This is a genomic window from Ruegeria sp. HKCCD6604 (genome assembly GCF_013110635.1).
Classification (GTDB): Bacteria; Pseudomonadota; Alphaproteobacteria; order Rhodobacterales; family Rhodobacteraceae; genus Ruegeria.
On sequence record NZ_WVQW01000004.1, the window covers coordinates 101,346 to 125,749 of the forward strand.

The following is a 24,404-nucleotide window of genomic DNA, read 5'->3' on the forward strand; positions in this document are numbered from 1 at the left end:
ACCCGCCCGGACTGACCTCAGGTCGGTTCGGGCGGATTGCGTTTCAGGATTTTGACGTCACAACCTTCGACGGTGAGCCCGTTCCAATCCACCGGCCCGGCGTTGTAGTTGATCAGGAAGTCATGATTGGCCGTCTCGCGCAGTCGCAGGCCTTGCGGCATCCTGCGCAATGTCAAATCGGCTTCTTCCGCCGCCATGGCTATCACGCGGTCCCAAAGGTCTGCATCGGGGAAGCCGGCCAAGTACCAGATTCCGTCTCCTGCCTTGAGAGCAGGTGTTCCGTCTTCGAAACTCAGCAGGTCTTGGGCCGTTCCTGACAATCGGTCGATCCAATGCCGCGCCGTTCCGCCACCCTTGACCGCGCGTTCAACCGTGGGCGGCAGAGTTTCGACCAGATCAACATCGCAATCGATCCTGCTCAGACCGGGTCTGCCCTTTTCAGGAATTTGAAAATCGCGGGTGATCGCGCCGCTACGCGGTCCCAGAATAGCAAGATCGCATCTCTCTGCCAGGCGTTGTTCCAAATCGGGATCCATTGTGGCCAAACCGGGTGCAAAGATCACCGAGTAATCGGCGGGCATGTCCTTCGCCGAAACAAAGTCTACCGACAGACCGGCCCGTCGCAGCGCGCGATATGCCGAAAAAACCAATCGGAAATAGTCGAATCCCGCGCCTTGTGGTTGTGTGGTCCACGCCCAGTCCGAGGCGTAATCAAACAGAATGGCCACTTTGGCCTGTATCTGTTGCACCGCACCCAACGAGTTCAGGTCATCTGCGGTCTGACGGGCTTCTGCCAGTGCAGCAGCAGGGTGATTGTTCGACGTCAGCAAGCCGGCATGCATTTGCTCTTGCGCAAACGGGGCTTGACGCCATCGGAAATAACTCACCATCTCGGCGCCATGAGCAACCGCCTCCAATGACCAAAGCCGCACCATTCCGGGCAGCGGCGCCGGATTATACGGTGCCCAATTCACCGGGCCGGGTTGTTGTTCCATCACCCACCAACGGCCACGCCCGACCGCCCGGTAGAGATCATGATGAAACGCCTGCATGTCCGGATCGCCCTGTTGCAAAAAGGCGGTCTTGTGCGCGTCGTCGGCTTCCAGCCGGTCCGACAAAAAACCGATCGGATAACTGTCCCAGGTAGCGATATCCAGATCCGCGCCAACTTTGAAATGGTCGAAGTCCAGAATACGGCCCATGTAATTGTGCAAGAGCGGCGCATCAGTCAACGGCCGCAGCGTATCCACCTGTGCTTTGTTGAAAGCCGCGACCTGATCCGAACTGAAGCGCCGGAATGCCAGTACATGAGCCGGGTTCGGCTCGGTCACGGTTTGATTGGGCAGGTCGATTTCGCTGAAGTTGCGATATTCCATCGACCAGAACACATTGCCCCACGCCCGGTTCAGCGTTTCAATTGTTCCGTACCGTTCGGCCAGCCAATGGCGAAACGCCTGTTGGGCAGCAGCGCTGTAGCTGAGAGTGGTGTCGTGACACCCATATTCATTGTCAATCTGCCACGCGACCACATGCGGGTTCTTACCGTACCGTTCACCCAATATCCGCGCGATGCGGGTAGATTCGTCGACATAGCTTTGATGGCTAAAACAGTAATGCCGCCGGGATCCGAACTTGCGCGGGTTGCCGTTTTCATCGGCAGCCAGCATGTCCGGGTGTTTGTCCAACATCCAGCGCGGCGGCGTTGCGGTTGGCGTGCCCAGCACGACCTTCAATCCGGCTCCACCGAGTGTCTCAATCGCGCGATCCAGCCATTCGAATTTAAAAACGCCGGATTGCGGCTCGATGCGGCTCCACGCGAACTCGCCAATGCGCACCCATGTCAGGCCTGTTTCGACCATTTGCGCGGCATCGTCGGCCCACATCGCCTCTGGCCAATGTTCAGGATAATAACAAACGCCCAGTTCCGGCTTCATAAGATGACCTTGTGTTCTGCCTGGCCCTGACCTGCGTTTCGTGCGGCAAAGGTCATGCCGTTGGTCGGTTGGCTGTCTATTGCTTCTGCGCTCAACCCCTGGCGGGCCGTTGTGCAGAAAAGCGTATTCAGTTCATCGCCCCCGAAAGCGGGGCAGGACGTATGGGATGCGTCAAATGCAACGGCCTTCAGAAACATGCCGTCGGGCGTGTAGGCCGCAACCCGGCTGGCACCCCATTGTGCAATCCAGATATTCCCCTGGGCATCGATGACCGCACCATCCGGGTTCAGACCTTCTTTGCGCAAATCCAGAAAAACTGCGCTGTCGCCTTCCGGCCAACCGGTTTCGGGGTTCAGACGCCAGCGTCTGACCTGTTTCGTTGCGGTGTCGCAGAAATAGGCCACCGAACGATCGGGGGCAAAACAGATCGCGTTGGAGATTGTTACATTCGGAACCAATCGTCTCAACTCACCTTTCCAGAAGCGATAGATTGATCCGGCCCCGGGTTCCGCTTGCTTGCCCATTGTTCCGATCCAAAACCCACCCCAAGGATCAGCGCGGCCATCGTTTGAACGGGTGATGGGGTTGTCGGCTTCCAGAGGCGTGATCAAGTTCCGCTTTCCGGATTGCAAATCAAAACGCCAAAGACCGGTTTCAGAAGCCATTAGAAACGTATCGCGGTCCACCCAGCCCGCGACCGAGACATGTTCATCGAAGCTCCAGCTTTTTGGCGTGCCCCGCTCGCGGGTCATCAGACGTTTGCCGATGATATCGAACCAGAAAAGCTGACGCCTTTCAGGATGCCACAACGGGCCTTCGCCCAACTCGCAGGGGCGGTCGTCAAAGATGGTGCTCATCCGGCGGCCTCGTCATAGGCCGTAACGATATGCCGGGCGCGCTCGGCGATTTCGGCGACATCCATTCCGGGTTTGAAAAGTGCAGAGCCTATCCCAAAGCCATCTGCGCCCGCTTTGATCCATTGCCCGAAATTGTCGGGTCCGGCACCGCCAACGGCAAAAACAAGCGAGCCTATGGGCAAAACCGGACGTAAGGCGGCCAAACCCGCCGGACCAGCCATCACCCCAGGGAACAGCTTCAACCCGGTGGCCCCGGCCTTGAGGGCTGCAAAAGCTTCGGTTGGGGTGTAAACCCCCGGCCAGCTTTGCAGGCCCAACGCGACGGAACGCTTGATGACCTCGGCGTCATAGTTGGGCGATACGATCAACTTGCCTCCGGCGACCGACACAGCGTCCACCTGATCGACTGTCAAAACAGTGCCCGCGCCGATCAGGGCCTGATTTCCAAACGCATCAACCAAAGTGCTGATGCTGTCGAGCGGATCCGGAGAATTGAGTGGCACTTCGATCCGGTCGATGCCGGCATCGATAATGGCGCGGCCAACGGCTTTGGCTTCGTGCGGTCGCAAGCCACGCAATATGGCGATGATGGGACGGCTCATGCGGTTTGCCTTGTCATGTTTCGGGCCAGCGCAAGCCCGGCCAGAGTTGCCTCGGTGGCGTTTGCGGTTTCCACGAACGCGCCTTGCCGTTGCAGGGCTGTTGCATATGTCTGCGACACGCCTTCCGCCCCGATAATGGCCAGTTGCTGCCCCAGCCAATAGGGCCGTGTCGCGGCCAGTTCGGCCCCGATCAACATTCCGGAAAGGCGCGCACGCGCGGTGCCTTTGGCCTGACCTTGCAGCAAGTCTGCCGCTCGCAAGTTAAAAAGCCGCGCAGCCAATTGTTCGGGCTTTGACAACGTATCCGCAACCGCCTCGGCGAAGGCGTCTTCGTCCCAGCCCAGGCCTACAGAGTGCCGCAGCACGGACTGACCACATAGCAGGTCGAACAACTCACCCGTCATGAAGGTACGAAAGCTTACAACCTCGCCAGCGCTTACCTGAACCCATTTCGTGTGGGTTCCGGGCAGGCAGATAACGCCATCCCAATTCTGGCGCGTGCCCAGAAATCCGGCAATCTGGGTTTCCTCACCCCGCATCACATCCGGCGGAGTTGTCTGTTTCAGACCGGGTATGACAAAGGCCCGAATGCGCGGGTCTGATCCGGGTACGCGGATAGGGACATCCGGCAAGGGGTCCGAGGGCACGGTCGAATAAGGGGCTTCCACCCAGCCCTGGCGTGCGCCGACCATTCCGCAAGCGACCACATCCACCGGCGCGCCGGGCAACCAGTTTTCGATCAAATCCAGCAGTGCGGCTTGAAACCCGTCAGGCCCGACATGCGCCATGCCCTTGCCGGATTGCGCATGGTCCAGCGCAGTCGAACCCTGCATGGCCCAGGCCCGTAAATGAGATGTTCCCCAGTCGACGGCGATCCATTCAGTATTCATAACATCACCCCGAAACCACAACGCCGCCATCAACAGCCAGACATTGCCCGGTCATCGCATGGCTGGCCCTGGACGCCAGAAAAAGTGTTGGTGCTATCATATCCTCGGGCTTCAGGTGCTCTTTCAGACATTGCCGGTCCAAATGGGCCGCCAGATCCTCGGGCGTGGCCCATTTATCCAACTGTTTTTGCGTCAGAACCCAGCCGGGGGCCAGAGCGTTTACGCGGATTTTCCTCGGCCCAAGTTCTCGTGCCAATGACCGTGTCATCCCCGTGATCCCGGCATTCGAGGTCGTATAGATCGGATAGCCAGCATTGCCCATCATGTAACTGATCGAGCTGAAATTGATGATCGACCCGCCATCTTTCATTTGCCGGGCGGCTTCCTGACACGCGAAATAATAGGCTTTCAGGTTCACCTCGATCATCCAGTCCCAGAATTCCGTCGTGGTTTCCTCAAGCGTATGACGTTGGTCGTTGGCTGCATTGTTCACCAAGACATTCAAAGGGCCATGAGCCTCGGCAGCTTTGGCCATCGTCGCGTGCAGCAGTTCGGTATCCGTCATGTCGCCTTGCAGGAACAGCGGCGCGCGGCCGTGCTTGTTGCGCATCTCTTCGACAAACCCGCTGGCATCCGACCGGCCAATGAAGGCCACATTGGCCCCCTGTGCCATGAACCCATCTGTCAGCGCCGCACCAACGCCCGAGCCGCCGCCGGTGATATAGACGGAGGTCCCGTTGAGATCGTGGTATGTAGCTGGCTGGGTCATCAGTGGCTCTCTCTGGTCACGAGGCGGGTGTCTTTGCCAACAAGGAAATCCAGATCCGCCCCCTGATCCGCTTGCAGCACATGGTCGATGTAAAGTTTTGCGTAACCGCGAGTGTAGTGCGGATCATCCGGTTGCCACGCGGCGCGGCGGGCGTTCAGTTCGTTTTCGTCCACAAGCAGTTCCAGTTCGCCACTGCTGGCTGAAACACGGATGCGGTCTCCGGTTTTGACCAGCGCCAGCGTGCCACCCGCCTGTGCTTCGGGGCTGACATGCAAAATGACGGTGCCATAAGCTGTTCCCGACATGCGGGCATCCGAGATCCGGATCATGTCTCGTACACCCTCTTTCACCAATTTCGCCGGAATTGGCATGTTGCCGACCTCGGGCATGCCCGGATACCCTTTGGGGCCACACCCTTTGAGCACTAGGATGCTCTTGGTCGTGACCGGCAGGTCTTCACGGTCGATATTGGCCTTTAGGTCTTCGATGTTGTCGAACACGAAAGCCTCGCCCTCGGTTTCAAGAAGCGCGTCAGTGGCCGCCGAAGGCTTGACGATGGCCCCATTCGGCGCAAGGTTGCCGCGCAGAACACGCAGGCCGGCAGCGGGCTTTACAGGATCATCGAAGGGACGGATGACGTCGGTATCGAAACACTCGGCTCCTTCGAAGTGAGCCGAGATATCCTTGTTCAGAACCGTCTTTGCCGGGCGCAGGAACGATTTGAGTTCATTCAGCACAACCGGCATGCCGCCTGCGTAGCAGAAGTCTTCCATCAGGTATTTGCCCGACGGCATGCAGTTGACCAGCAGCGGGATTTCGGATCCGATTTCAAAGTCCTTCAAGGTCAGGTCAACCCCGACACGTCCCGCCAGCGCCAGAAGGTGAACCACCGCATTGGTTGACCCACCCACGGCCGCGTTGGCGAGGATGGCGTTCTCAAACGCCTCTTTGGTCAGGATGTCCGAGGGCTTGAGGTCTTCTTCCACCATCTCGACGATGCGTCTGCCTGTCATGTGCGCCAGCGCCATGCGGCGGGCGTCGACCGCCGGAAGCGCGGCATTGGTGGGCAGGCTCATGCCCATCGCCTCGACCAGCGACGCCATGGTGGACGCGGTGCCCATGGTCATGCAGACGCCAGCGCTGCGCGACATGCCGGATTCGGCGTTCATGAAATCCTGCAAGGTCATTTCGCCAGCCCGAACCGCTTCGGAAAATTTCCAGACATCGGTGCCGGACCCGATATCCTGTCCGCGGTATTTACCGTTCAGCATCGGGCCTGAACTGACGACGATCGAAGGCAGATCGACTGACGCCGCCCCCATCAACTGCCCCGGCGTGGTCTTGTCGCAGCCGCCCAACAGAACGACCCCGTCAATACCATAGGCGCGGATCGATTCCTCGACATCCATGGCCAGCAGGTTGCGGAACAGCATCGCAGTGGGTTTCATCTGGGTTTCGCCCAGCGACATGACGGGGAATTCTACCGGAACGCCGCCCGCCTCCCACACGCCGCGTTTTACGCCCTCGACCAGATCGCGCAGGCCCGAGTTGCAGGGGGTCAGTTCCGACCAGGTGTTGCAGATGCCAATTATGGGTCGTCCATCAAAAGCGTGGTCGGGAAAGCCCTGGTTTTTCATCCACGACCGGTGGATGAAGCCATCCTTGTCGAGTTTTCCATACCAATGTTGTGAGCGGCGTTTTGTCATTTCTGGCTTTGTTTTTCTTGGCGGAAGTTGGATCTGAGTATTTGTGAAAAGATGAAGATCAGGCGGCGCGGGCCGGGCGGCACCAGTCGGGCAGCCAATCGTTGTGGGCCGTCAGCAGATCCGTGACAAGGTTGCGGATCTGGCGCAGGTCCAGTTCGGCGGCGGTGTGCGGATCCATCATCGCGGCGTGATAGATGTATTCGGGGTTCTGTTCTGTCAGGGCCCGAACAGTCAGTTCCTGTACGTTGATCTGGGTGCGCATCAGGGCAATCAACTGCGGCGGGATGTCGGTCACGACAGAAGGCTGTACGCCGTTGCTGTCCACCAGGCAGGGGGTTTCGACCGCCGCGCCCATGGGCAGTTGCGGGATCTGGCCGGTGTTGGGCAGGTTGCCATAGGCCATGTAGGGCGTGTTCGTAACGATCGCGTTCATCAGGTCGGCCGCGAATTCGTGGCTGCGCGTGACATCGATATTGCGCCCGTCGGTCAGGGTCTTGGCCTGTTCCTTCCACATCTCGACCTGCTCGACGCAGCGGGTGGGGTATTCGTCCAGCGGGATGGAGAATTCCTCGATCAGGTCCTGTCGCCCTTCCTTGATGAACCACGGCACGTATTCGGCCAGGTGTTCCGAGCTTTCTGTGCAGAAATAGCCCAGGTGATCCATCACCTCGTACCGCACCTTGTTGGGGCAGCGCGGCATCAGCAGCGGTGCCTTCGGGAATTTCCCCGTGTGATAGCCCTGGCGCAGTGCCGGATACAGGTCGCGACCTTGATGTTCCAGTTTCAGAAAGAATGCGACGTGATTGACGCCCGCGACTTTGTAGCGGAACTCATCCTTTGGCAGATCCAGATCGTGGGCCAGTTCCTCTACTGTATTTTGAACCGAGTGACAAAGACCCACATTTTTCAGGGTCGGGAAGCGTTCGGCCAGTGCCCAGGTGTTGATGGCCATCGGATTTACGTATTGTAGCATTGTCGCGTTCGGACAGAGTTGCATCATGTCCCCTGCGACACCCCAAAGCACCGGAACCGTGCGCAGGCCTCGCATGATCCCTCCGACGCCCAGCGTATCAGCGATGGTTTGACGCAAGCCATACTGCTTGGGGATCTCGAAATCGGTGATCGTGCAGGGCTTGTATCCCCCCACCTGAAACGCGGTGATGACGAAATCGGCCCCGTCCAGCGCCGCGCGGCGGTCGGTATGGGTCGAGACTGTCGCCCCGGCCCCGACCGAGCGGATCATGGAGCGCGCAACTGCTTCGCTTTCCGCAAGGCGCTGGGGGTCGATATCCATAAGCGCAAAGTGACTGTCGGCCAGTGCAGGGGTTAACAGAGCATCCCCAACGATGTTCTGCATGAAAATTGTGGACCCGGCACCGATAAAGGTAATTTTGGTCATTTCACAGCTCCGAGGGTCAAACCCGCAATGAAGTGTTTCTGCATCAGGAAGAACATGGCCACCGGTGGCAGAGCCGCCACGATGGAGCCCGCGCTCATCAATTGATAAGCGGCGCGGAATTGTGCGTTGAAACTGGTGATTCCGGCAGTTACAGGCTGGCTTTCTGCGCCTTGCGTCAGGACGACGGCCCAGAAATAGTCGTTCCAGATGAAGGTGAAGATCAGCACGCTGAGCGCGGCGATCGCGGGCTTCATCAGCGGCAGGACCACGTACCAGAAGATGCGCCATTCGCTGATGCCTTCGACCCGTGCGGCCTCGATCAGTTCAAAGGGCAGGGCGCGGATGAAGTTGCGCATGAATAGGGTGCAGAACCCGGTCTGGAAGGCGATGTGGAACAGGACCAGCCCGGTCTTGGTGTTGTAGAGCCCAAGTTGCAGGGTCAGGTCGCGCACCGGTACCATCAGGATCTGGAAGGGCACGAAGTTCCCGGCCACGAACATGAAAAAGATCCAGAGGTTCGACTTGAACTTGTAGATGCCAAGCGCGAAGCCGGTCATGCAACTGAGGGCCACCGCTCCGATCACGGTAGGGACGGTGATCATAAATGAATTCAGCAGGTATCGCGGCATGTCCGAGTTGAAGAACACCTGACCATAGTTGAAGGCGCCCTCAAAGCTGGACGGCATTCCCCAGTAATTCGCGTTGGTGAAGTCAGCAGCGGGTTTTACCGAGAAAAGAGCAACCGCCAGCAGGGGGCCCAGCCACAACAAAAGGGCCAATGGAAGCATGGCTTGATACGTGATCTGCGCCGCGCGGGGTTGTTTTTCGATGGGTTTGGGAAACATCTTAGCGCCCCTTCTCTTCACGGTACATCGACCACAGGAAGTAGGCGATGAAGCACAACATGATCAGGAATAGGATCACGGCGATGGCCGCGCCATAACCCATGCGGAAGCCATATTCGGACAGCGCGACCTCGAACATGTAATAGGCCAGCACGCGGGAGGATCCGAAAGGTCCGCCTTGTGTCATGATTGAGATCAGGTCGAAAGACCGTAATGCGCCGATGATGGTCACGACAAACGCGATAAAGGTTGCGGGCCGCAATTGTGGAATGATGATGTGCCAAAGCATCTTCCAACCCTTGGCCCCGTCCAGGCGTCCTGCTTCGATCTGTTCCGGGTCTACAGCGTTCAGGCCGGTAAGGTACAGGATCATGCAATAGGCGGTTTGTGGCCAGAGGCCGGCGAAGATGATGCCATAGGTCACGAAACGCTCATCGCCCAACACGTTTACCGGGCCGAGGCCGAAGAAGCCGAGGAATTCGTTCAGCAACCCGAAGGTCGGATCGTAGAACCAGGTGAACACCAGCCCCACCACGACTTGGGAAATCACGAAAGGAAAGAAAAACAGGGACTTATACAGGCGGATGCCCCAAACGGTCTGATTCAGGAACAGGGCGATGAACAAACCTGCCGGAATCGCTGCCAAGTACAGGATCAGCCAGATCAGATTGTTCTTCATCGAGATGTAGAAGGCATCCCGGTCTAGCCATTCCCAATACAGGTCTTCGTAGTTGCGAAAGCCGACGTATTCCGCAGCGCCCAGGCCGTCCCACTCGTAAAGTGACAGGTTGAAGGACTGGAATACCGGGATAATCACATAGACCAAAAAGAACAGCATCCCGGGGGCCAGAAACAGCCAGGGTGCGATGCGTTGTTGGTTGCGATGGAACCAGCTTTCCTGTTCTGAGGCGTCGGCTGCAACTGTCATGGGAAACTCGGGTCTGTTGGAGCAAGGCGGGTCGGAACCCGCCCTACGATTCAAAGGAGCGTGGGCCGGGCTTTGGCCCGACCCTTGCCTGGTCAGTTATCGTAAATACGCTCGCGCGCGCGTTCGAGTTTGGCCAGTATCCGGTCCAAGTTGTCGGGTTTGACCATGAATTCCTGGAAACCTTCCATGGACACTTTGGCCATTTCCGCAGGCGCGTCACGGTCCCAGAACTGGGCTACCCCACCGGGGCTGTTGGACGAAAGCATTTCAAAGCCCTGTTGCAGGAACTTGTCGTCATCCACAGTGGATTGCGCGTTGACCGGCAATTGGCCGAGATTCGCGCCGTTGTTGATTTCGGTCTGTTCATCAGCAGAGACCACGAAACGCAGGAATTCGCGCGCAGCTTCCTTGTTCGAAGCATTGGCCGGGATGTGGAACGTGTCGGTCGGGGCGTCTTCGGCCAGCTCAACATCGGGATTGATCGCGACGAACTGGTAGAAATCCAGCTGGTCATCTGTCAGGCCCGCGTCGCGCAACGGCGCCACTGCGAAGTTGCCCATCAGATAGGCTGCTGCCTCACCATTGACCATGAAGGGCAGGGCTTCTTGCCAGCTATACGTCTGGTGATTGTCGATGAAGGCGCCCATGTCGATCAACTGTTTCCAGTTGGCGAAAGTCTGTTTTACCCGGTCATCTTCCCAGCTGACTTCGCCGTTGGCGAGTTGCTGGTGGAAGTCGAAACCATTGGTCCGCATGTTCAGATAATCAAACCAGCCACCGGCGGTCCAAAGGAACTTGGTGCCAATAGTATAGCAGGCCCGTCCGGAATCGACGATTTTCTGGCAGTTGGACAGTTCTTCTTCCCAAGTGGTCGGCTCGCTCAGGCCTAGCTCGTCAAAGATGTCTTTGCGATAGTAGACACCCCACTGATAGTAGGTATAGGGCACGCCCCATTGCTTGCCGTCGATTGTCAACGCGCCCTTGGTCGAAGCGAGGTTGTCGGCGATTTCGGGCTCGGCCCACAAATCTGAAACATCCTCGAACAGACCCGCCTCGACATATGGTTTCATACGGTTGGCCGCGTACCACGTGGCCACATCCGGTGTGTCAGCTGTCAGGAAATTTCGAATCTGCGTCTTGTACGCCTCGCGGTCGATAACGGTTGTTTCGATTTCCAACCCCGGATGCTGTGCCCCAAAACGCTCGATCATCGCCTCCATCGTCGCGCGTGGCGCCGGGTTCGATGTGTCCAGAAAAATCCGCAGATCTCCGGTGAGTTCCGCAGCAGCTGGCGCCGCCATCGCGACACCAAGCGCCAGCGCAGCCGTCGTGCGCTTGAAAGTTGAATACATGGTTTCCTCCCTGTTGGTCTCCTGCAAAGTTCCAAATAATGAAACCTTGTTTTATATATTGAAAACTACACATCGACTCGGTTACTGTTGTCAAGACCCTCGTGAGGATGGGGAGGGATAATCGGAGGAGAATGATGGCCCGTGTCAGGTGACGGAACTATAGGCAAAGCATGTGATGTGCTGGATCACGTGGCATCGTTCGAGCGCCCCGTTCGATTCGCTGAACTTTTGGAAAACAGCGATTTTCCAAAGGCTACCCTGTATCGATTTCTGCAATCCCTGACCAACCAGGGAATGCTGTCTTATGACCGCGACAGGCAGACCTATGCGCCCGGGATGCGGTTGGTTCGGTTGGCCCATGCGGCATGGACGCAAAGCTCACTGGCTCCGATAGCGCGGCCTTTTCTGGATGCCCTCAGCCAAGAAACCGGTGAAACGGTGCATCTGGCGCAGCTTGATGCCAGTCAGGTTCTTTACGTCGACAAACGCAACGCCGCACAACCAATTGAGATGTACTCTCAGGCTGGAAAAGTTGGACCGGCCTACTGCACGGGGGTCGGCAAGGCGATGCTGGCATTCTTGGACGAAGATGCGTTGAACAAGGCGGTGTCTCAGCAAAGCTATCACCGATTTACCGACAAAACGCTGACATCCGAAAAGATGTTGCGGACTGATCTTGACAGAATTCGCAGCCGGGGATTTGCCATCGATGATGAAGAGCACGAGCCGGGCATCATTTGCATCGCCTGCCCAGTTCTGACGTCAAACGGTCGGATGCTTGGCGCGATTTCGATAACCGGGTCCACCGAACGTATGGATTTCGATCAACTCGAAGCCTGGGTGCCGCGCCTGCGGCGTGTGGCCGAACAAATCGGAACCGAGGCACAAGCCTGGCGGTTTCCCGAAACAGGCCAAAGTTCCAAAAACGACAGGATGCTGATGACATGACAGGTGTAACTCTGAATCGGGCAATCAAACGGTATGGTCAGACACAGGTCATTCATGGGATCGATCTGCAAATCGAAGATGGAGAGTTCTGCGTTTTTGTAGGGCCTTCAGGGTGCGGAAAATCCACGTTGTTGCGGATGATTGCAGGGCTGGAAGAAACCTCGGAAGGTGAGATTCACATCGGATCGCGCGAGGTGACACATATGGACCCGGCCAAGCGCGGCGTGGCGATGGTGTTTCAGACTTATGCGCTCTACCCGCACATGTCAGTGGCGGAAAACATGGGATTTGGCCTGCGCATGAACGGTGTCCCAAAAGCCGAGATCGACCAGAAGGTGCAGGAGGCTTCGAGCATTCTGAAGCTTGATCCCTATCTCAAGCGCAAACCCAAGGCCCTGTCCGGGGGGCAACGGCAAAGGGTTGCGATCGGGCGGGCGATTGTACGCGGGCCCGAGGTTTTTCTGTTTGACGAACCCCTGTCCAACCTGGACGCTGAATTGCGTGTCGAGATGCGCGTCGAAATCGCGCGTCTGCATCAGGAAATCGGTGCAACCATGATCTATGTGACCCATGATCAGGTCGAAGCCATGACGATGGCCGACAAGATTGTGGTGCTGCGCGATGGCCGGATCGAACAGGTCGGCGCCCCGATGGATCTGTACCGTGATCCTGACAACCGGTTTGTTGCAGGTTTCATCGGTTCGCCCGCGATGAACTTTCTCGATTGCGATTATGCCGACGGCCATGTCACTCATCCCGCTTTGGGCCAGCCATTGCCTGTCTCGGCAACCGTTCCTGCCGGAACGGACAAGGTGACGTTGGGGATGCGCCCTGAACATATTCATATCGACCGGTCTGCGGACACCTGCACCGTGGATCTGACCGAAGCGCTTGGGGGTGTATCCTACTCATATTTGCTGACGCCAAATCGTGACAAACTGATTGTCGAAGAGAGGGATGACCAGCGCAGCAAAACCGGCGACCGGATTGGCATATCCATTCAACCTGACCGTGCCATGGTATTTGATCCCGAGACAGGGCAGAGATTTCGGTAATCCTTGGCCGCAACCCGAAAAATTCGTGGGAGCAGCCGTGCAGCTTTATGGAAAACATGTGGCGTGACCAGAAGGGAAACGCCAAAGACAGGCGGGCGAAACGTTGAGCTGATGACATCAAAGGCCATCCACGCCCAGCCCGTGGCAAAATGCGCGGGCACAGATGATTGATTCCCAGCGCAACGTGATTTAAGGGAGGCCCTGTCAAAACAGAGTCACCCAGGGGCGGTATCGTGATCGCGCCCCTCCCGCGCCACGCTGAAGTGGCTTCAACTCTTGGATCGCACGCCCCGAAAGGCTTAAAAAGGTAAAAAAATATGGCAGATAAATCGAACTTCGACATATTGTATACCATTGTAGACGAAGCGCCCGAACTGGCCAGCGCCTCGTTCCTGCCCATCATTCGCAAGTTCGCTTCGGCTGCTGGCGTCAGCGTGGGCACCAAGGACATTTCACTGGCCGGGCGCATTCTGGCAGCCTCCCCCGAGAACCTGACGGATGAGCAGCGTGTCTCGGACGATCTGGCGGCATTGGGTGAGCTGGTAAAGACCCCGGACGCCAATGTGATCAAGCTGCCGAACATCTCGGCATCGGTTCCGCAACTGGTTGCCGCCATCGAAGAGTTGCAGTCGCAAGGCTATGATATCCCGGCCTATCCCGAAGAACCTTCGACCGACGAAGAAAAGGCGATCCGTGCGCGTTATGATGCCATCAAAGGCTCGGCCGTGAACCCGGTTCTGCGTGAAGGTAACAGTGACCGCCGCGCGGCGCGGGCTGTCAAAAACTATGCCCGCAACAACCCGCATTCCATGGGCGAATGGACCTCGGACAGCAAAACCAAAGTCTCGTCCATGTCGGGCAACGATTTTTACGCCAATGAGAAATCGGCCACCATCACCGCTGCCCAAGCGGGCGATGCAAGGATCGAGTTTGTCGGCAAAGACGGCAGTGTGACTGTCCTGAAGGACGCGTGGCCGCTGGAAGAAGGCACCGTGGCTGATGCGACCTTCATGTCGGTCAAAGCACTGTCATCCTTCCTTGCAGAGGCCATCGAGGACACCAAGAAAGACGGCACAATGTTCTCGTTGCACCTGAAAGCCACGATGATGAAGGTCTCGGACCCGATCATCTTTGGCTATGCGGTCAAGGCCTGGTTGGCGCCGGTTTTCGAAAAATTCGGTGCGGAACTGGATGCGCTGGGTGTGAATCCGAACTCGGGTCTTGGCGATTTGCTTGAGCGGATTCAAAACAATGCCGAGATCGTCGCCGCAATAAACGCGATCAAGGCTGATCGTCCATCCATGTATATGGTGGATAGCGACAAGGGCATCACCAACTTGCATGTTCCTTCCGACGTGATCATTGATGCTTCGATGCCAGCGGTGATCCGCGCGGGCGGCAAGGGTTGGGATGAGACCGGTGCCAAGGGTGATACTAATTGCGTCATCCCCGACCGGTGCTATGCAACTGTTTATGATGAAAGCATCAAGTTCTTCAAAGCCAATGGTGCATTGAACCCGGCCACTGCTGGTGCGGTCGCAAACGTTGGTCTCATGGCGCAGAAAGCCGAGGAATACGGCAGCCACCCGACCACCTTCGAGGCACCCGCCGACGGCACAATGCGCATCGTTCTGGCCAACGGCGAGACCCTGCATTCGCACGAGGTCGAGAAGGGTGACATCTGGCGGGCCTGCACCGTCAAGAAGGCGCCGATCGAGAACTGGATCCAACTGGCGATGGACCGTCAGCGCCTGACCGGATCCGAGGCGATCTTCTGGCTGGATGCGAACCGCGCCCATGACGCCGAGCTGATCAAATACGTGGAACCGGCGCTCAAGGCTGCGGGCGTGGCTGACAAGTTCCAGATCATGGCCCCGCGCGAGGCAACCCGCCAGACGCTGGAAACCATCACCGCCGGAAAGGACAGCATCGCCATCACCGGCAACGTGCTGCGTGACTATCTGACCGACCTGTTCCCAATCCTCGAACTGGGAACCTCGGCCAAGATGCTGTCGATCGTCAAGCTTATGAATGGCGGCGGCCTGTTCGAAACCGGGGCAGGGGGCTCGGCACCGAAACACGTGCAGCAACTGGTCGAGGAAAATCACCTGCGCTGGGATTCGATGGGCGAGTTTTGCGCGCTTGGGGAATCCCTGAACTTCCTGGCCGACGTCAAAGGAAACGCGAAGGCAGGTGTTCTTGGCGCTGCGGCAGAGGCCGCAACTCAGGGCATTCTGGACAACAACCGGTCGCCAAGTCGAAAAGTCGGCGAACCGGACAACCGCGACAGCCACTACTGGTTCGCGCGCTACTGGGCCGAAGCCTTGGCTGCCCAATCTGACGATGCCGATCTGGCAGCTGAAATGGCACCCCTTGCAAAAGCGCTGGCAGACAAAGAAGAGCAGATCTTGTCGGAACTGGCCGCAGTCCAAGGACCGTCGGTGGATTTGGGCGGATACTATCATACTGACCCGGTCAAAACCGCCGCTGTGATGCGCCCCAGCGCTACGCTGAACGCAATCATCGGCTGATTGCCGTCGAACAGGCGGGCGAGTTTCGTCCGACATCAAAACACGAAGGGACCGCCTTTGCGCGGTCCTTTTCATGGAACGCGGGATTGCCAAAAGACCCGCGCCGAAGCTTGCGCCTGACGATCTGTAGCTTGCTGTGGCTGCGCCGTTAAAACCAGTCTTGTCAGGTTCTATGAACGACTTGCGCAATGTGTGCCCGGTAAACATCTGGGCATCACTTTGGATTTCAGCGCTTGGCCGTCCGCTCGCAGGCGCAAATTTCGATCGCTTTCCCGAAACTGCGAACAGGGCGGTCAGCAAGGATCGAAAGATCCTGATTTTTGGAAAAAATTTAAGATTTACGGGATTCCCCCAATAGCGCCGGTTTTCAGTCCGCGTTAGGTATTTGGGGACAAAGAATTTCACTGGTGAGGCCTTAGGGCTATATCACTCACTCAGAAAAATGGCCAGCATTTGGGGTGCTGGCCATTTGCGTATCTGGTTCACCAAATCCTTGAACAAACCAGCGTGTTCAGACGCTTACGCGCGAACAGGCCGTTCATTTGCCTAGCATTGAACTGGGGGTGGTTCTGATCAGCCAAATCGACGGGTTTGAGCCTCGACAAGCGATGGCTTGATTTGGTCAACGCCTGACGCAGCTACACCTTTGTGCTGCAAATATGACAGACGACGTGCTTCCCTACGGGCAAGAGCCAGAGATTCCAGAATCAAAGCGCAGACGATGGACAGCATTGTCGCAACAAAACCAGATACTGCGACGACGACAGACGGAATTCTATCGACAAGCCCTGTTTCCAAAAATTCCCGGAATACGGACACAAACACAAAGAGCGAAGGCAAAAACATCAACACGGCCAATGACAGGAAAAACGCAACGGGCTTTTCATCCTTGATCAACAAGCCGATCATTTTGAGAATCCGCCATCCGTCGGAGAACGTCGCCAGCTTGGAGTTCGAATCTGGCAGGCGTGACGAGTATCTTGTTTGAACCTCACCGATTGGCATGCGCATCTGCATCGCATGAACTGTTAGCTCTGTTTCAATCTCGAACCCGTTTGATACTGCGGGGAAGCTTTTGACAAAGCGTCTGCTGAAAACGCGGTAACCCGAAAGCAGGTCGTTGATTTTGCTGTTGAAGAAGAATTTCACAAGCCAACTGAACAACGCGTTGCCAAGTTTGTGGCCGCGCCGATAGGCTTCGGTTTCTTCATTCACGCGGGCGCCGTTGACCATATCCAGATTCTGCGACACGAGCAGGTCGATCAATTCCGGCGCCGCCGCGCTGTCATAGGTCGCATCCCCGTCAGCCATAACGTAGACATCCGCATCAACGTCGGCAAACATTCGACGGACCACGTTGCCTTTGCCCTGGTATGTTTCGGAATAGACTAGGGCGCCTGCCTCAAGCGCGACCTTGACGGAGTCGTCGGTGGAATTGTTGTCATATACGTAAATCGTTGCGTCGGGCAGGGCCGCACGGAATTGCCGAACGGTTTCACCTATGGCAACGGCCTCGTTGTAGCAGGGCAAGATCACTGCAACGTCCAAATCCGATCTGGTCGCGGACGACGGTGAGTTATTCTGAATATTGAAGGCGCCCTGTATCATAGGAAAATCACGCTCTTTCATTGGCATCAATTGAATGATGATCGTGCTTGGGGTTAGAAGGTGCTGCGCATTTGAGGCTGTTATGAAGCAGATAAGAGGCCAAAATTTGTCATTCTGAAAAACCTCGTGTTTAACGCTGACAAAAAAGGGGCCGACTGAAGAACCGGCCCCAAAGTTTCAGCTGAACCGAGGGATCAGTTCGACGCTGCCATCAGTTTTTCGTTGTGCTCGCGCAGCGTGTCGGAGACGATCGCATACCATTCCCCGGTTTCGCGCATCTCGTTCAGGCCTTTGTTCAACATCGCCAGGTATTGCTTGCCGAACGGATTGCTGCGGTGGCTGATAAAGCGCAGCGAGGAAAGCGAGGTCACGTACGGGTTCTCAACCAGGTCGTTCTGGTTCAGTCCCATTTCAACCATTGTGTCCGAGAACAGCTGAACTTCAAAGGTTGCAACATCTGCGGTGCCGGTCAGGACCGCGTCAAGGCATTCGCGTGCGGTGATCGGCTGCATCAGCGTCATGGTTTCACCATTGTGCAGACCTTCCTGTTCCAGATCATGGATGAACCAGCCATCCATACGGCAGATGGTGGCGCCCTTCAGTTCTTCAAAGGTTGTCGCATTCGCATACTGGCTTTCGGGAATGGTGTAGAACCCGACGACAATGTCGTAGACCGGAACAGATGAATCGAACTGTGTGCAGCGCACCTCGGTTTCCCAGGACCACTCGTAAGTGCGGTTGGTGCAATCCGGCATGTTCCACGCCATGGACACGTCAAAGGCGCCAAGAGGCAGAAGAGTTTCCAGGTGCGAGTTCCAATCATCCACGAAGCTTACGGAATAGTCGCGCGCGTTGCCGCCACGCTGCAAAGCCGTGGTGCCCAGACGGGTGATTGCTCCGCCACCGTTCAGCGATTCATCTGCGAAAGGTGCCCAGCCATTGCCGGTCACCAGCTTGATCGGCGGCTGGTAGACGCTCGAACGTTTGACGCTGGCTGCACGTTGTTCTTCAGCTGCGATGATTTCCTGCGCGCTCTGACCATTGGGCAGGCTGCCGTCTTCACAGGGAAGGGCCAGAACCAGACCTGGCTCCAGAGCGTTGGGGTTGGTGATTTCGTTCCGGTTCGCGTTGAAGATCGGCTGATAGTTCGACGTGCCGTACGCTGCGATTGCAATGGTCGCCATGGTGTCACCGTCCTGGACGGTGTAGTTGGTACAAGCTTCCTGCGCCGCAGCGGCGCCCGCACTCAGAGCGGTGATCGCGGTTGCTGAAAGCGCTACCTTCTTTATCTTCTCGTTAAACATGTCCACTTCCTCCAGACTTTAGTTTGTGAGGCCAGATAGGGGCCTTATCCATTTTCCATTTGATGACGCAGGGCGGTCGACACGATGTCGCGCCATTCGCCCGATTGCTGCATGATTGCCAGACCCTGATTCAGCGTCTCGAGGATCGCTTCCCCATCAGGATTATCTTTGTGGGTCATGACGTTAAGCGACTTGATGGCCGCTAGGTTGGGGTTTTCGATAATCCGGTGCTTGTACCCAAGCCGATCTATTGCCTCGGCTGCCAGATGTGCCTCGATGGCGACGATATCTGCGGTGCCATCCATCAGAGCGTGAAAGCAATCATCCGGTGACGTTGGGCGCAGAAGTTTGATGACCGGTTCGTACAGGCTTACCGCGTCCATGTGAGACAGGGACCAACCCTCCGGCCGGCAGATCGTTGCACCGGCAAAGTCGGCATAGGTCAATGTCTCCTCATAGCCGGAACCTTCCCGGGCGAAGAACGTATCCACAACCTCGTAGAACGGGTTTGAGAAATTGTAGGTCTCGCACCGGTTGCGATCATCTTCCGACAGCGCAACGGCCTCTTCGCAATTGGGGCGCGACCAGGGGAAGGTGGCGTCAAATGCAAGCGTCGGCATCAACAGGTCCAGATGGGATGACCAGTCATTGACGAACTGAATCTTGTAGGCCTGTTCGGGAGCGGCACGAAACATCGCTGTCTCAACCAGATGGGTATAGAGCCCCCGATTGGGCAGAGATTCATCGGTGAACGGAGCGTAGTTCCCACCGGTGATCAACAGCAATTGACGATCCCGAATCTCGGGCCGTTCACCCGTTCCGGCATTGCGGATCAAAGCAGCAGCTTCGGCGCGGGCGGCTTCGATCTCTTCCTTGGCAGCAGCCCGTGCTGCAACGACCGCGTCTTCACTCGCTTTCTTTGCCTCGGCTTCCGCTGCGGCAACACGTGCTTCTGCTTCGGCCACAGCTTTTTCAGCGCGTTCTTCTGCGGCTTTTACCAGCTCAGCCGCCATTTCCGCAGCCAGCCGCTCTGCCTCGGTGTCAGCCAGCACCGGAGCGCGCCCGACATCTTCCAGACAGGGCAGTTCCAGAACGTCGCCGACGCGGATAATATTGGGGTTGGAACCGATAACATCCCGGTTCGCGTCGAAAATGATCCGAAAGTCTTCGGTCGCATACACTTCGATTGCCAATTCCCGTAAGCTATCGCCGCGTTGAATTTCATAACTTGAACACGCCTCTTGCGCAGATGCCGCGCCCGTGGCGGCAGCAAGGGCAAGGCTTGATATGAGTAAGTGCTTTTTCATGGGTCCTGTTGCTTTGCCTGTTTAGGTTCTTGTAAGTTTCGCCACTGCGATAGAAAGATTGTCCTGATCCGGGTCACCCTTGGCCTGCACAGCCGTCAGCAATGCTTCGGCAATGTCTTGTGCCAGCCCCTGTTGATGATCCCGCAGAATGGCCTGAATTTCGGCGTCGCTGATGTACTGCAACCCATCACTTCCAAGGATCAGGACATCGGCGGGCGACACGATCAATGGATCTTCCGGGCAATCCACTTTGGGAATGGCCCCGCCCGTAACCACGGACGTCAATTGATTGCGGTCCATTTCCCGGGCCACCGCTTCGGTGATCTCGCCAGAAGCCACTTTCGACGCAATCACGGGTGCCATCGAGTGGTCTTCGTTGACCTGCGTCAACGCTCCATCTCGAAACAGGTAAAGAGGGCTGTCGCCGATCGAAATCCAGAACACACGCCGCCCCAGAAGAAGGACACCCAACATGGTCGATCCCATGTTGAACCCTTGGCCCCGGGCCTCGGTGTAGTTGGCGATCGCGGCATTGGCTTGCATGGCGGCCAACGGAAGCGCATCTATCGCGGATCCTTCGTTCAGTGTTTCTGCCTCAAGTTCTGGGTCCAGCGCGTCGCGCCATGCGGCCACAATCATTTCTGAAGCTATTTCACCCGCCTCATGGCCACCCATACCGTCCGCAATCACAACATAACCCGCGTCCGACGCGTCAAACATGCGGGCCGCAATCGCGTCTTCCTGCGTTTCCCGCTGACCCTGGTTCAGGATCAGCGCAACATCATATGCCGGAGTTGCCAGCATCAATCAGGAATCCCGCCAATCAAAGCCGTCGTCACAGAAGGCCATGAACCGGATCGAGGTTTCGCTGATGCGGATCAGGTCTCCGCTGGACAGGGCCACGGTACTGAGAACAGGTTTGCCATTTAGACGTACAAGATTGGCCTTGCCGCCATGGCCCAAGTAACACTTCCGGTCTTCGGGGTCATAGGCGATGACTGCATGGTTCGAGCGCGAAATGCCGGTATCGCCAAAATCCAACTGAATGGCCTGGTCATCGTTGCGTCCGATTTGCATCAGGCCTTCGGTGAGCGTAATGCTTGAACCTCGTCCCGGACCGGCTGTTACTACCAGCCAGCCCACCGGGAATGTCTCTTGCGCCGCTTCTGCTTTCGCTACGGGTTCGGAGGATTCGATCAAGTCCTGAACATGCGTATCGGCGCGCTCAAATCCCAGAAATGTCGTCTTGACCCGTGAACGGCGATCCTCGACCGGGGCGGGGGCTGGTGCAACCTGCTCAATCACCGGCTCAGCGGTCTCTTCGACCTGCTTTGCTTCTGGGGCCGGAGCTTCGGCAACCTCAACCTCGCCGACTTCTGGCTCGGTAGGTTCGGACACGACCTCGGCCGTTGCTTCCTCTGGCGAAGTCTCGGCGGGTGTTTCCGTCACATGCAGGGTGACAACCTGCTCGACCTCAACCAGTTCTTCGGCATGCTCTTCCCCCAGAACGTTTTTCGGAGCGTCGTCCTCTTCCAGGTGGTCTTCTTCTTCCGAACTGTCTTCGGCGAAGATCGACACCTCGGGTTCGGTCACTGCCTCCGGCTCGGCCTCGTCGAACTCGGGCATCTTTTCTTCGGGGATCAGTTCATCCGTTTCCTCATAGGATTCGGATGTCATGTTTCCACCGGCCAATGCGGCGCGCAGTGCGTTGAAATCCGCAATGGGTTCCTGCTTTTCTTCTTCGCTTACGGCGCCGTCTACTGCGGCCGGTTTCTCGGCAACGTCTTCTTCTTTGGATTTGCCGGCACCTTCGAGAAGCCGGCTCAGAGGGCTTTTGTATTTGAACATGGTGTCGACACCTTCAAGTTAGTGACGCAGATAAGCCGCGTCGTAAGCTGCTACTGTTCCCTGCACGTCAGCGCAGAGCCACTCAATGGATACCCATGGGAACTGGTACATTCTGCGGCGGGCCGGTTCCCGCCAGGGTGGCAAACCTTGATACCACCCTCAGCAAACACACACTGGCAGATCACTTTTGAACCGGTCAGATTACTCCTGTGCAAGCTGCATGATTGCGGCCGTCTCGGCCCCATTGCGCAACACTGTCAGATTTGCCTCAGGCTGCTCGCTTGAAACGAGTGCGGCCAGCATCTCATCAAGGCTTTCCGAGCCGTCAAATGTGATGCCGGAATGGCTTTCATTCAGCAGGACATCGTCTTTTTGCAGGCTTCCTGCCGCGTCAGCCGGAACTGCGTTCACCGTGGTTTGCCATCCGCTATTGCCTTCGGCGCTAACGGTAAAGGTGTAACCATTTTCCAAACCAACGGATCGTATGGCGGGAAGGGCCAACAGACCATTTTGCGCCCGGGTCTGACCCAGCGGGCGATAGCGGGCAGCAACCCTTGTGTACCCATCGGCGTCAACCTTCAGGTTATCCAGAACCTGCGCCGCAAAAGGAACATCCTGACGGACTGGGCTGCCATTCAGGGTATAGATGACAGCGCCACGCTGTACCCAATCGCCGATCACGCTCATGTCCTGATTGGCGTCCACCCCCGTAACTGCAATGGTGGCTCCGGTCGAGCCGCGGCGGCGGGATGTCTGGAAGGGGATATCGACATCCCAATGCGCAAACGCCACCTGCTGTTCCGCCGGAACTCCGGCGTTGGCAATTGCATCAGTCGCAGGTGTCTCGATCTCAGACACTGCTGCAATATCAGTCGCTTCTTCCGACTGTGCCGGAACTTCGGAACGTTCAGTGTCTGCGGAGGCTGTTTCTGTGGCAGCTGGCTCCGCAGGTACTGATTGTGCCTGCTCGACAGGCTCTTCCGGTTTGGGTTCGGGTGCAATGGCCACTTCGGGTTCGGGATCGGTGGCCTCTGTGACAGAAGGCTCTGTAACGGGCGCCTCTGTCTCGGCGGATTGTATGTCTGCCGTGGGCTGCGCGACCGGTGTTTCTGCCTGGTCTTCCGTCTTGTCGCCGGACATCACAAAGAAACCACCCGCGGCCAACGCAACTGCAACAACAGCCGCGCCTGCAATCAGCTTGCCGCTGCCGCCGGACCCGCTCTGAACCACTGTATCGACAGCGACCGGGGTTTCCTCTTTCTTAGAGATTTTGGTAAGATCGACATCTTTTTTGTCTTCGTTGCCAAGAACGATGTCCGAGTTTCCGGCCAGCAGGGCCGTAACTACGGCTTCGGCGTTCTCGCTTTCGGCCTTGATCCGGGCCTTTTCTTCCTCTTTATCTTTGCGATCCATTCCGACAATCACGGACACGGGCCGATAGGCGAATGTGTCGAACATGACGCCGGGGCCGCGGAACATGCGCAACCAATCCAATGCAGATTGAAGACGATCCGTGGCGTGAACTTCCATCGCCTTGTCAATCGCCTCGAGGAACCCGTCTGGGTATCCTTCGAAACGACCGGTCAATGGCGTGTAGGGGTCATCCTGCCCGTTGTTGAACGCGTTCAGGCGGCTCTGGCCGTCGATGGGGCGTTCACCGCTGATTGCGTGATAAAGCGTGGCGGCCAGAACATATAGGTCGCTGCTGGGCCCTTGATCCGCGCCCCGCACATAGAATTCGTGCGGAGAGTATCCATCCTTGATGACGCGCAGGGTCAGCAATGCTGCCGATTTGTTCGCCGCTTGCTCGCGTGCGGCGCCAAAATCGATCAGGACGGGGTCTCCGTTCTCATCAATCAGAATGTTGTCCGGCGAAATGTCCCGATGCAACATGCCGCTCTGGTGAATGAAAGACACCGCGGACAGCATTTTTTCGGTGACCTGTACGATGAAATCAGGGCCGCCGTCATTCTCCGGGTTTTCCACGTAATCCAGCAGGTCGCACCCACGGATCAGGTCCATTGCGATATATGCGGTGTCATTGTCTTCGAACACCTGATGCACATCTACGATATTGGGATGTACCAGACGCGCATGATTGCGCGCCTCCTGAATAAAGAGGTCAATGATCGAGCGCAGGTCGTCCTTGAAGGATGGGTCGTTTGGTTCGACCAGATCACCGTTGCGGCGGCACAGCGCTCCGGGGAAACACTCTTTGATCACGACGTCGCGCTCCAGGCTGTCGCGCGCCAGGTAAGTGATCCCAAATCCGCCGTTGCTGAGATAGCGGAGGATTTCATACTGCCCGCGCAACAGCTTTGCGCCTGGCTGCAATCCTTCAATTTTCGGTTCGTCGCGCGTCGCGCCGACAGCCTGGTTGTGGCTCATTTCAATCCGCCCGTTCTATTCATTTTGCGGCTTAGAAAAACCGGGCCGACAGCCCACGAACTCACAACCAAAAACAACCGCAGGACACTTAAGAACGGTTAGACGTTTCAAATTTGACTTTATTGGGGCCGCC

Annotated in this window: 19 protein-coding genes; 3 read left to right on the forward strand and 16 right to left on the reverse strand. The window is 57.1% G+C overall.

Annotated features, from left to right (window positions below):
* Positions 1 to 17: 17 nt before the first annotated feature.
* The 10 genes from GS614_RS12215 to GS614_RS12260 all read right to left on the reverse strand — a co-directional run bounded on the left by GS614_RS12215 (position 18) and on the right by GS614_RS12260 (position 11,282).
* Positions 18 to 1,934: a beta-galactosidase gene (locus tag GS614_RS12215; RefSeq protein ID WP_171726420.1), complete on the reverse strand. Its 1,917-nt coding sequence runs from the start codon at positions 1,932 to 1,934 to the stop codon at positions 18 to 20.
* Positions 1,931 to 2,791: an SMP-30/gluconolactonase/LRE family protein gene (locus tag GS614_RS12220; RefSeq protein WP_171726421.1), complete on the reverse strand. Its 861-nt coding sequence runs from the start codon at positions 2,789 to 2,791 to the stop codon at positions 1,931 to 1,933. Before GS614_RS12220 ends, GS614_RS12215 begins: the two co-directional genes overlap by 4 nt.
* A complete protein-coding gene (locus tag GS614_RS12225; RefSeq protein ID WP_171726422.1) occupies positions 2,788 to 3,393 on the reverse strand; it encodes a 2-dehydro-3-deoxy-6-phosphogalactonate aldolase in 606 nt (201 codons plus the stop codon). The genes GS614_RS12220 and GS614_RS12225 overlap by 4 nt, the downstream gene beginning before the upstream one ends.
* Positions 3,390 to 4,283 carry a 2-dehydro-3-deoxygalactonokinase gene (locus GS614_RS12230; RefSeq protein ID WP_171726423.1) on the reverse strand — a complete coding sequence of 298 codons (894 nt, stop codon included), beginning with the start codon at positions 4,281 to 4,283 and terminating at the stop codon, positions 3,390 to 3,392. Before GS614_RS12230 ends, GS614_RS12225 begins: the two co-directional genes overlap by 4 nt.
* A gap of 4 nt (positions 4,284 to 4,287) precedes the next feature.
* Positions 4,288 to 5,052, reverse strand: coding sequence for an SDR family NAD(P)-dependent oxidoreductase (locus GS614_RS12235; protein ID WP_171726424.1), 765 nt, complete (start codon positions 5,050 to 5,052; stop codon positions 4,288 to 4,290).
* Entirely contained in the window at positions 5,052 to 6,758 is a 1,707-nt protein-coding gene (locus GS614_RS12240) for an IlvD/Edd family dehydratase (RefSeq protein ID WP_171726425.1), read from the reverse strand. Before GS614_RS12240 ends, GS614_RS12235 begins: the two co-directional genes overlap by 1 nt.
* 58 nt (positions 6,759 to 6,816) lie before the next feature.
* Positions 6,817 to 8,157, reverse strand: coding sequence for an alpha-glucosidase/alpha-galactosidase (locus tag GS614_RS12245; RefSeq protein WP_171726426.1), 1,341 nt, complete (start codon positions 8,155 to 8,157; stop codon positions 6,817 to 6,819).
* Entirely contained in the window at positions 8,154 to 9,002 is an 849-nt protein-coding gene (locus tag GS614_RS12250; protein ID WP_170345350.1) for a carbohydrate ABC transporter permease, read from the reverse strand. Before GS614_RS12250 ends, GS614_RS12245 begins: the two co-directional genes overlap by 4 nt.
* Position 9,003: 1 nt before the next feature.
* Positions 9,004 to 9,930, reverse strand: coding sequence for a carbohydrate ABC transporter permease (locus GS614_RS12255; protein WP_171726427.1), 927 nt, complete (start codon positions 9,928 to 9,930; stop codon positions 9,004 to 9,006).
* A gap of 92 nt (positions 9,931 to 10,022) precedes the next feature.
* The gene (locus GS614_RS12260) at positions 10,023 to 11,282 is read right to left on the reverse strand and encodes an ABC transporter substrate-binding protein (RefSeq protein ID WP_171726428.1); all 1,260 of its coding nucleotides are present in this window, start codon (positions 11,280 to 11,282) and stop codon (positions 10,023 to 10,025) included.
* Positions 11,283 to 11,423: 141 nt separating this feature from the next.
* Here GS614_RS12260 and GS614_RS12265 point away from each other — a divergent pair, with 141 nt between their 5' ends.
* The 3 genes from GS614_RS12265 (at position 11,424) to GS614_RS12275 (ending at position 15,816) form a co-directional block, all read left to right on the forward strand.
* The gene (locus GS614_RS12265) at positions 11,424 to 12,230 is read left to right on the forward strand and encodes an IclR family transcriptional regulator C-terminal domain-containing protein (RefSeq protein WP_171726429.1); all 807 of its coding nucleotides are present in this window, start codon (positions 11,424 to 11,426) and stop codon (positions 12,228 to 12,230) included.
* Positions 12,227 to 13,285: an ABC transporter ATP-binding protein gene (locus GS614_RS12270; RefSeq protein WP_171119271.1), complete on the forward strand. Its 1,059-nt coding sequence runs from the start codon at positions 12,227 to 12,229 to the stop codon at positions 13,283 to 13,285. Before GS614_RS12265 ends, GS614_RS12270 begins: the two co-directional genes overlap by 4 nt.
* A 317-nt stretch (positions 13,286 to 13,602) precedes the next feature.
* Positions 13,603 to 15,816 (forward strand): NADP-dependent isocitrate dehydrogenase, encoded by a 2,214-nt coding sequence (locus GS614_RS12275; protein ID WP_171726430.1) that lies wholly within the window; start codon positions 13,603 to 13,605, stop codon positions 15,814 to 15,816.
* A gap of 573 nt (positions 15,817 to 16,389) precedes the next feature.
* On the opposite strand, the gene GS614_RS12280 is transcribed toward GS614_RS12275, so the two are convergent.
* The 6 genes from GS614_RS12280 to GS614_RS12305 all read right to left on the reverse strand — a co-directional run bounded on the left by GS614_RS12280 (position 16,390) and on the right by GS614_RS12305 (position 24,271).
* On the reverse strand, positions 16,390 to 17,352 hold the full coding sequence (locus GS614_RS12280) for a glycosyltransferase family 2 protein (RefSeq protein ID WP_371808054.1): 963 nt from the start codon (positions 17,350 to 17,352) through the stop codon (positions 16,390 to 16,392).
* 266 nt (positions 17,353 to 17,618) lie between these two features.
* Positions 17,619 to 18,728, reverse strand: a complete 1,110-nt coding sequence (locus GS614_RS12285) for a LysM peptidoglycan-binding domain-containing protein (RefSeq protein WP_171726432.1) — start codon at positions 18,726 to 18,728, stop codon at positions 17,619 to 17,621.
* Between the two features lie 44 nt (positions 18,729 to 18,772).
* Entirely contained in the window at positions 18,773 to 20,035 is a 1,263-nt protein-coding gene (locus tag GS614_RS12290) for a transporter substrate-binding domain-containing protein (RefSeq protein WP_171726433.1), read from the reverse strand.
* A 21-nt stretch (positions 20,036 to 20,056) separates the two neighbouring features.
* On the reverse strand, positions 20,057 to 20,839 hold the full coding sequence (locus tag GS614_RS12295; protein WP_171119276.1) for a PP2C family serine/threonine-protein phosphatase: 783 nt from the start codon (positions 20,837 to 20,839) through the stop codon (positions 20,057 to 20,059).
* Positions 20,840 to 20,842: 3 nt separating this feature from the next.
* The gene (locus GS614_RS12300; RefSeq protein ID WP_171726434.1) at positions 20,843 to 21,883 is read right to left on the reverse strand and encodes an FHA domain-containing protein; all 1,041 of its coding nucleotides are present in this window, start codon (positions 21,881 to 21,883) and stop codon (positions 20,843 to 20,845) included.
* Positions 21,884 to 22,084: 201 nt separating this feature from the next.
* Positions 22,085 to 24,271, reverse strand: a complete 2,187-nt coding sequence (locus tag GS614_RS12305; RefSeq protein ID WP_171726435.1) for a serine/threonine-protein kinase — start codon at positions 24,269 to 24,271, stop codon at positions 22,085 to 22,087.
* Positions 24,272 to 24,404 lie beyond the last annotated feature (133 nt).

Bases quoted from the DNA above. Each gene is read 5' to 3' on its own strand.
- GS614_RS12215 (WP_171726420.1), bottom strand. From the start codon at position 1,934: ATGAAGCCGGAACTGGGCGTTTGTTATTATCCTGAACATTGGCCAGAG.
- GS614_RS12220 (WP_171726421.1), bottom strand. From the start codon at position 2,791: ATGAGCACCATCTTTGACGACCGCCCCTGCGAGTTGGGCGAAGGCCCG.
- GS614_RS12225 (WP_171726422.1), bottom strand. From the start codon at position 3,393: ATGAGCCGTCCCATCATCGCCATATTGCGTGGCTTGCGACCGCACGAA.
- GS614_RS12230 (WP_171726423.1), bottom strand. From the start codon at position 4,283: ATGAATACTGAATGGATCGCCGTCGACTGGGGAACATCTCATTTACGG.
- GS614_RS12235 (WP_171726424.1), bottom strand. From the start codon at position 5,052: ATGACCCAGCCAGCTACATACCACGATCTCAACGGGACCTCCGTCTAT.
- GS614_RS12240 (WP_171726425.1), bottom strand. From the start codon at position 6,758: ATGACAAAACGCCGCTCACAACATTGGTATGGAAAACTCGACAAGGAT.
- GS614_RS12245 (WP_171726426.1), bottom strand. From the start codon at position 8,157: ATGACCAAAATTACCTTTATCGGTGCCGGGTCCACAATTTTCATGCAG.
- GS614_RS12250 (WP_170345350.1), bottom strand. From the start codon at position 9,002: ATGTTTCCCAAACCCATCGAAAAACAACCCCGCGCGGCGCAGATCACG.
- GS614_RS12255 (WP_171726427.1), bottom strand. From the start codon at position 9,930: ATGACAGTTGCAGCCGACGCCTCAGAACAGGAAAGCTGGTTCCATCGC.
- GS614_RS12260 (WP_171726428.1), bottom strand. From the start codon at position 11,282: ATGTATTCAACTTTCAAGCGCACGACGGCTGCGCTGGCGCTTGGTGTC.
- GS614_RS12270 (WP_171119271.1), top strand. From the start codon at position 12,227: ATGACAGGTGTAACTCTGAATCGGGCAATCAAACGGTATGGTCAGACA.
- GS614_RS12275 (WP_171726430.1), top strand. From the start codon at position 13,603: ATGGCAGATAAATCGAACTTCGACATATTGTATACCATTGTAGACGAA.
- GS614_RS12285 (WP_171726432.1), bottom strand. From the start codon at position 18,728: ATGTTTAACGAGAAGATAAAGAAGGTAGCGCTTTCAGCAACCGCGATC.
- GS614_RS12290 (WP_171726433.1), bottom strand. From the start codon at position 20,035: ATGAAAAAGCACTTACTCATATCAAGCCTTGCCCTTGCTGCCGCCACG.
- GS614_RS12295 (WP_171119276.1), bottom strand. From the start codon at position 20,839: ATGCTGGCAACTCCGGCATATGATGTTGCGCTGATCCTGAACCAGGGT.
- GS614_RS12300 (WP_171726434.1), bottom strand. From the start codon at position 21,883: ATGTTCAAATACAAAAGCCCTCTGAGCCGGCTTCTCGAAGGTGCCGGC.
- GS614_RS12305 (WP_171726435.1), bottom strand. From the start codon at position 24,271: ATGAGCCACAACCAGGCTGTCGGCGCGACGCGCGACGAACCGAAAATT.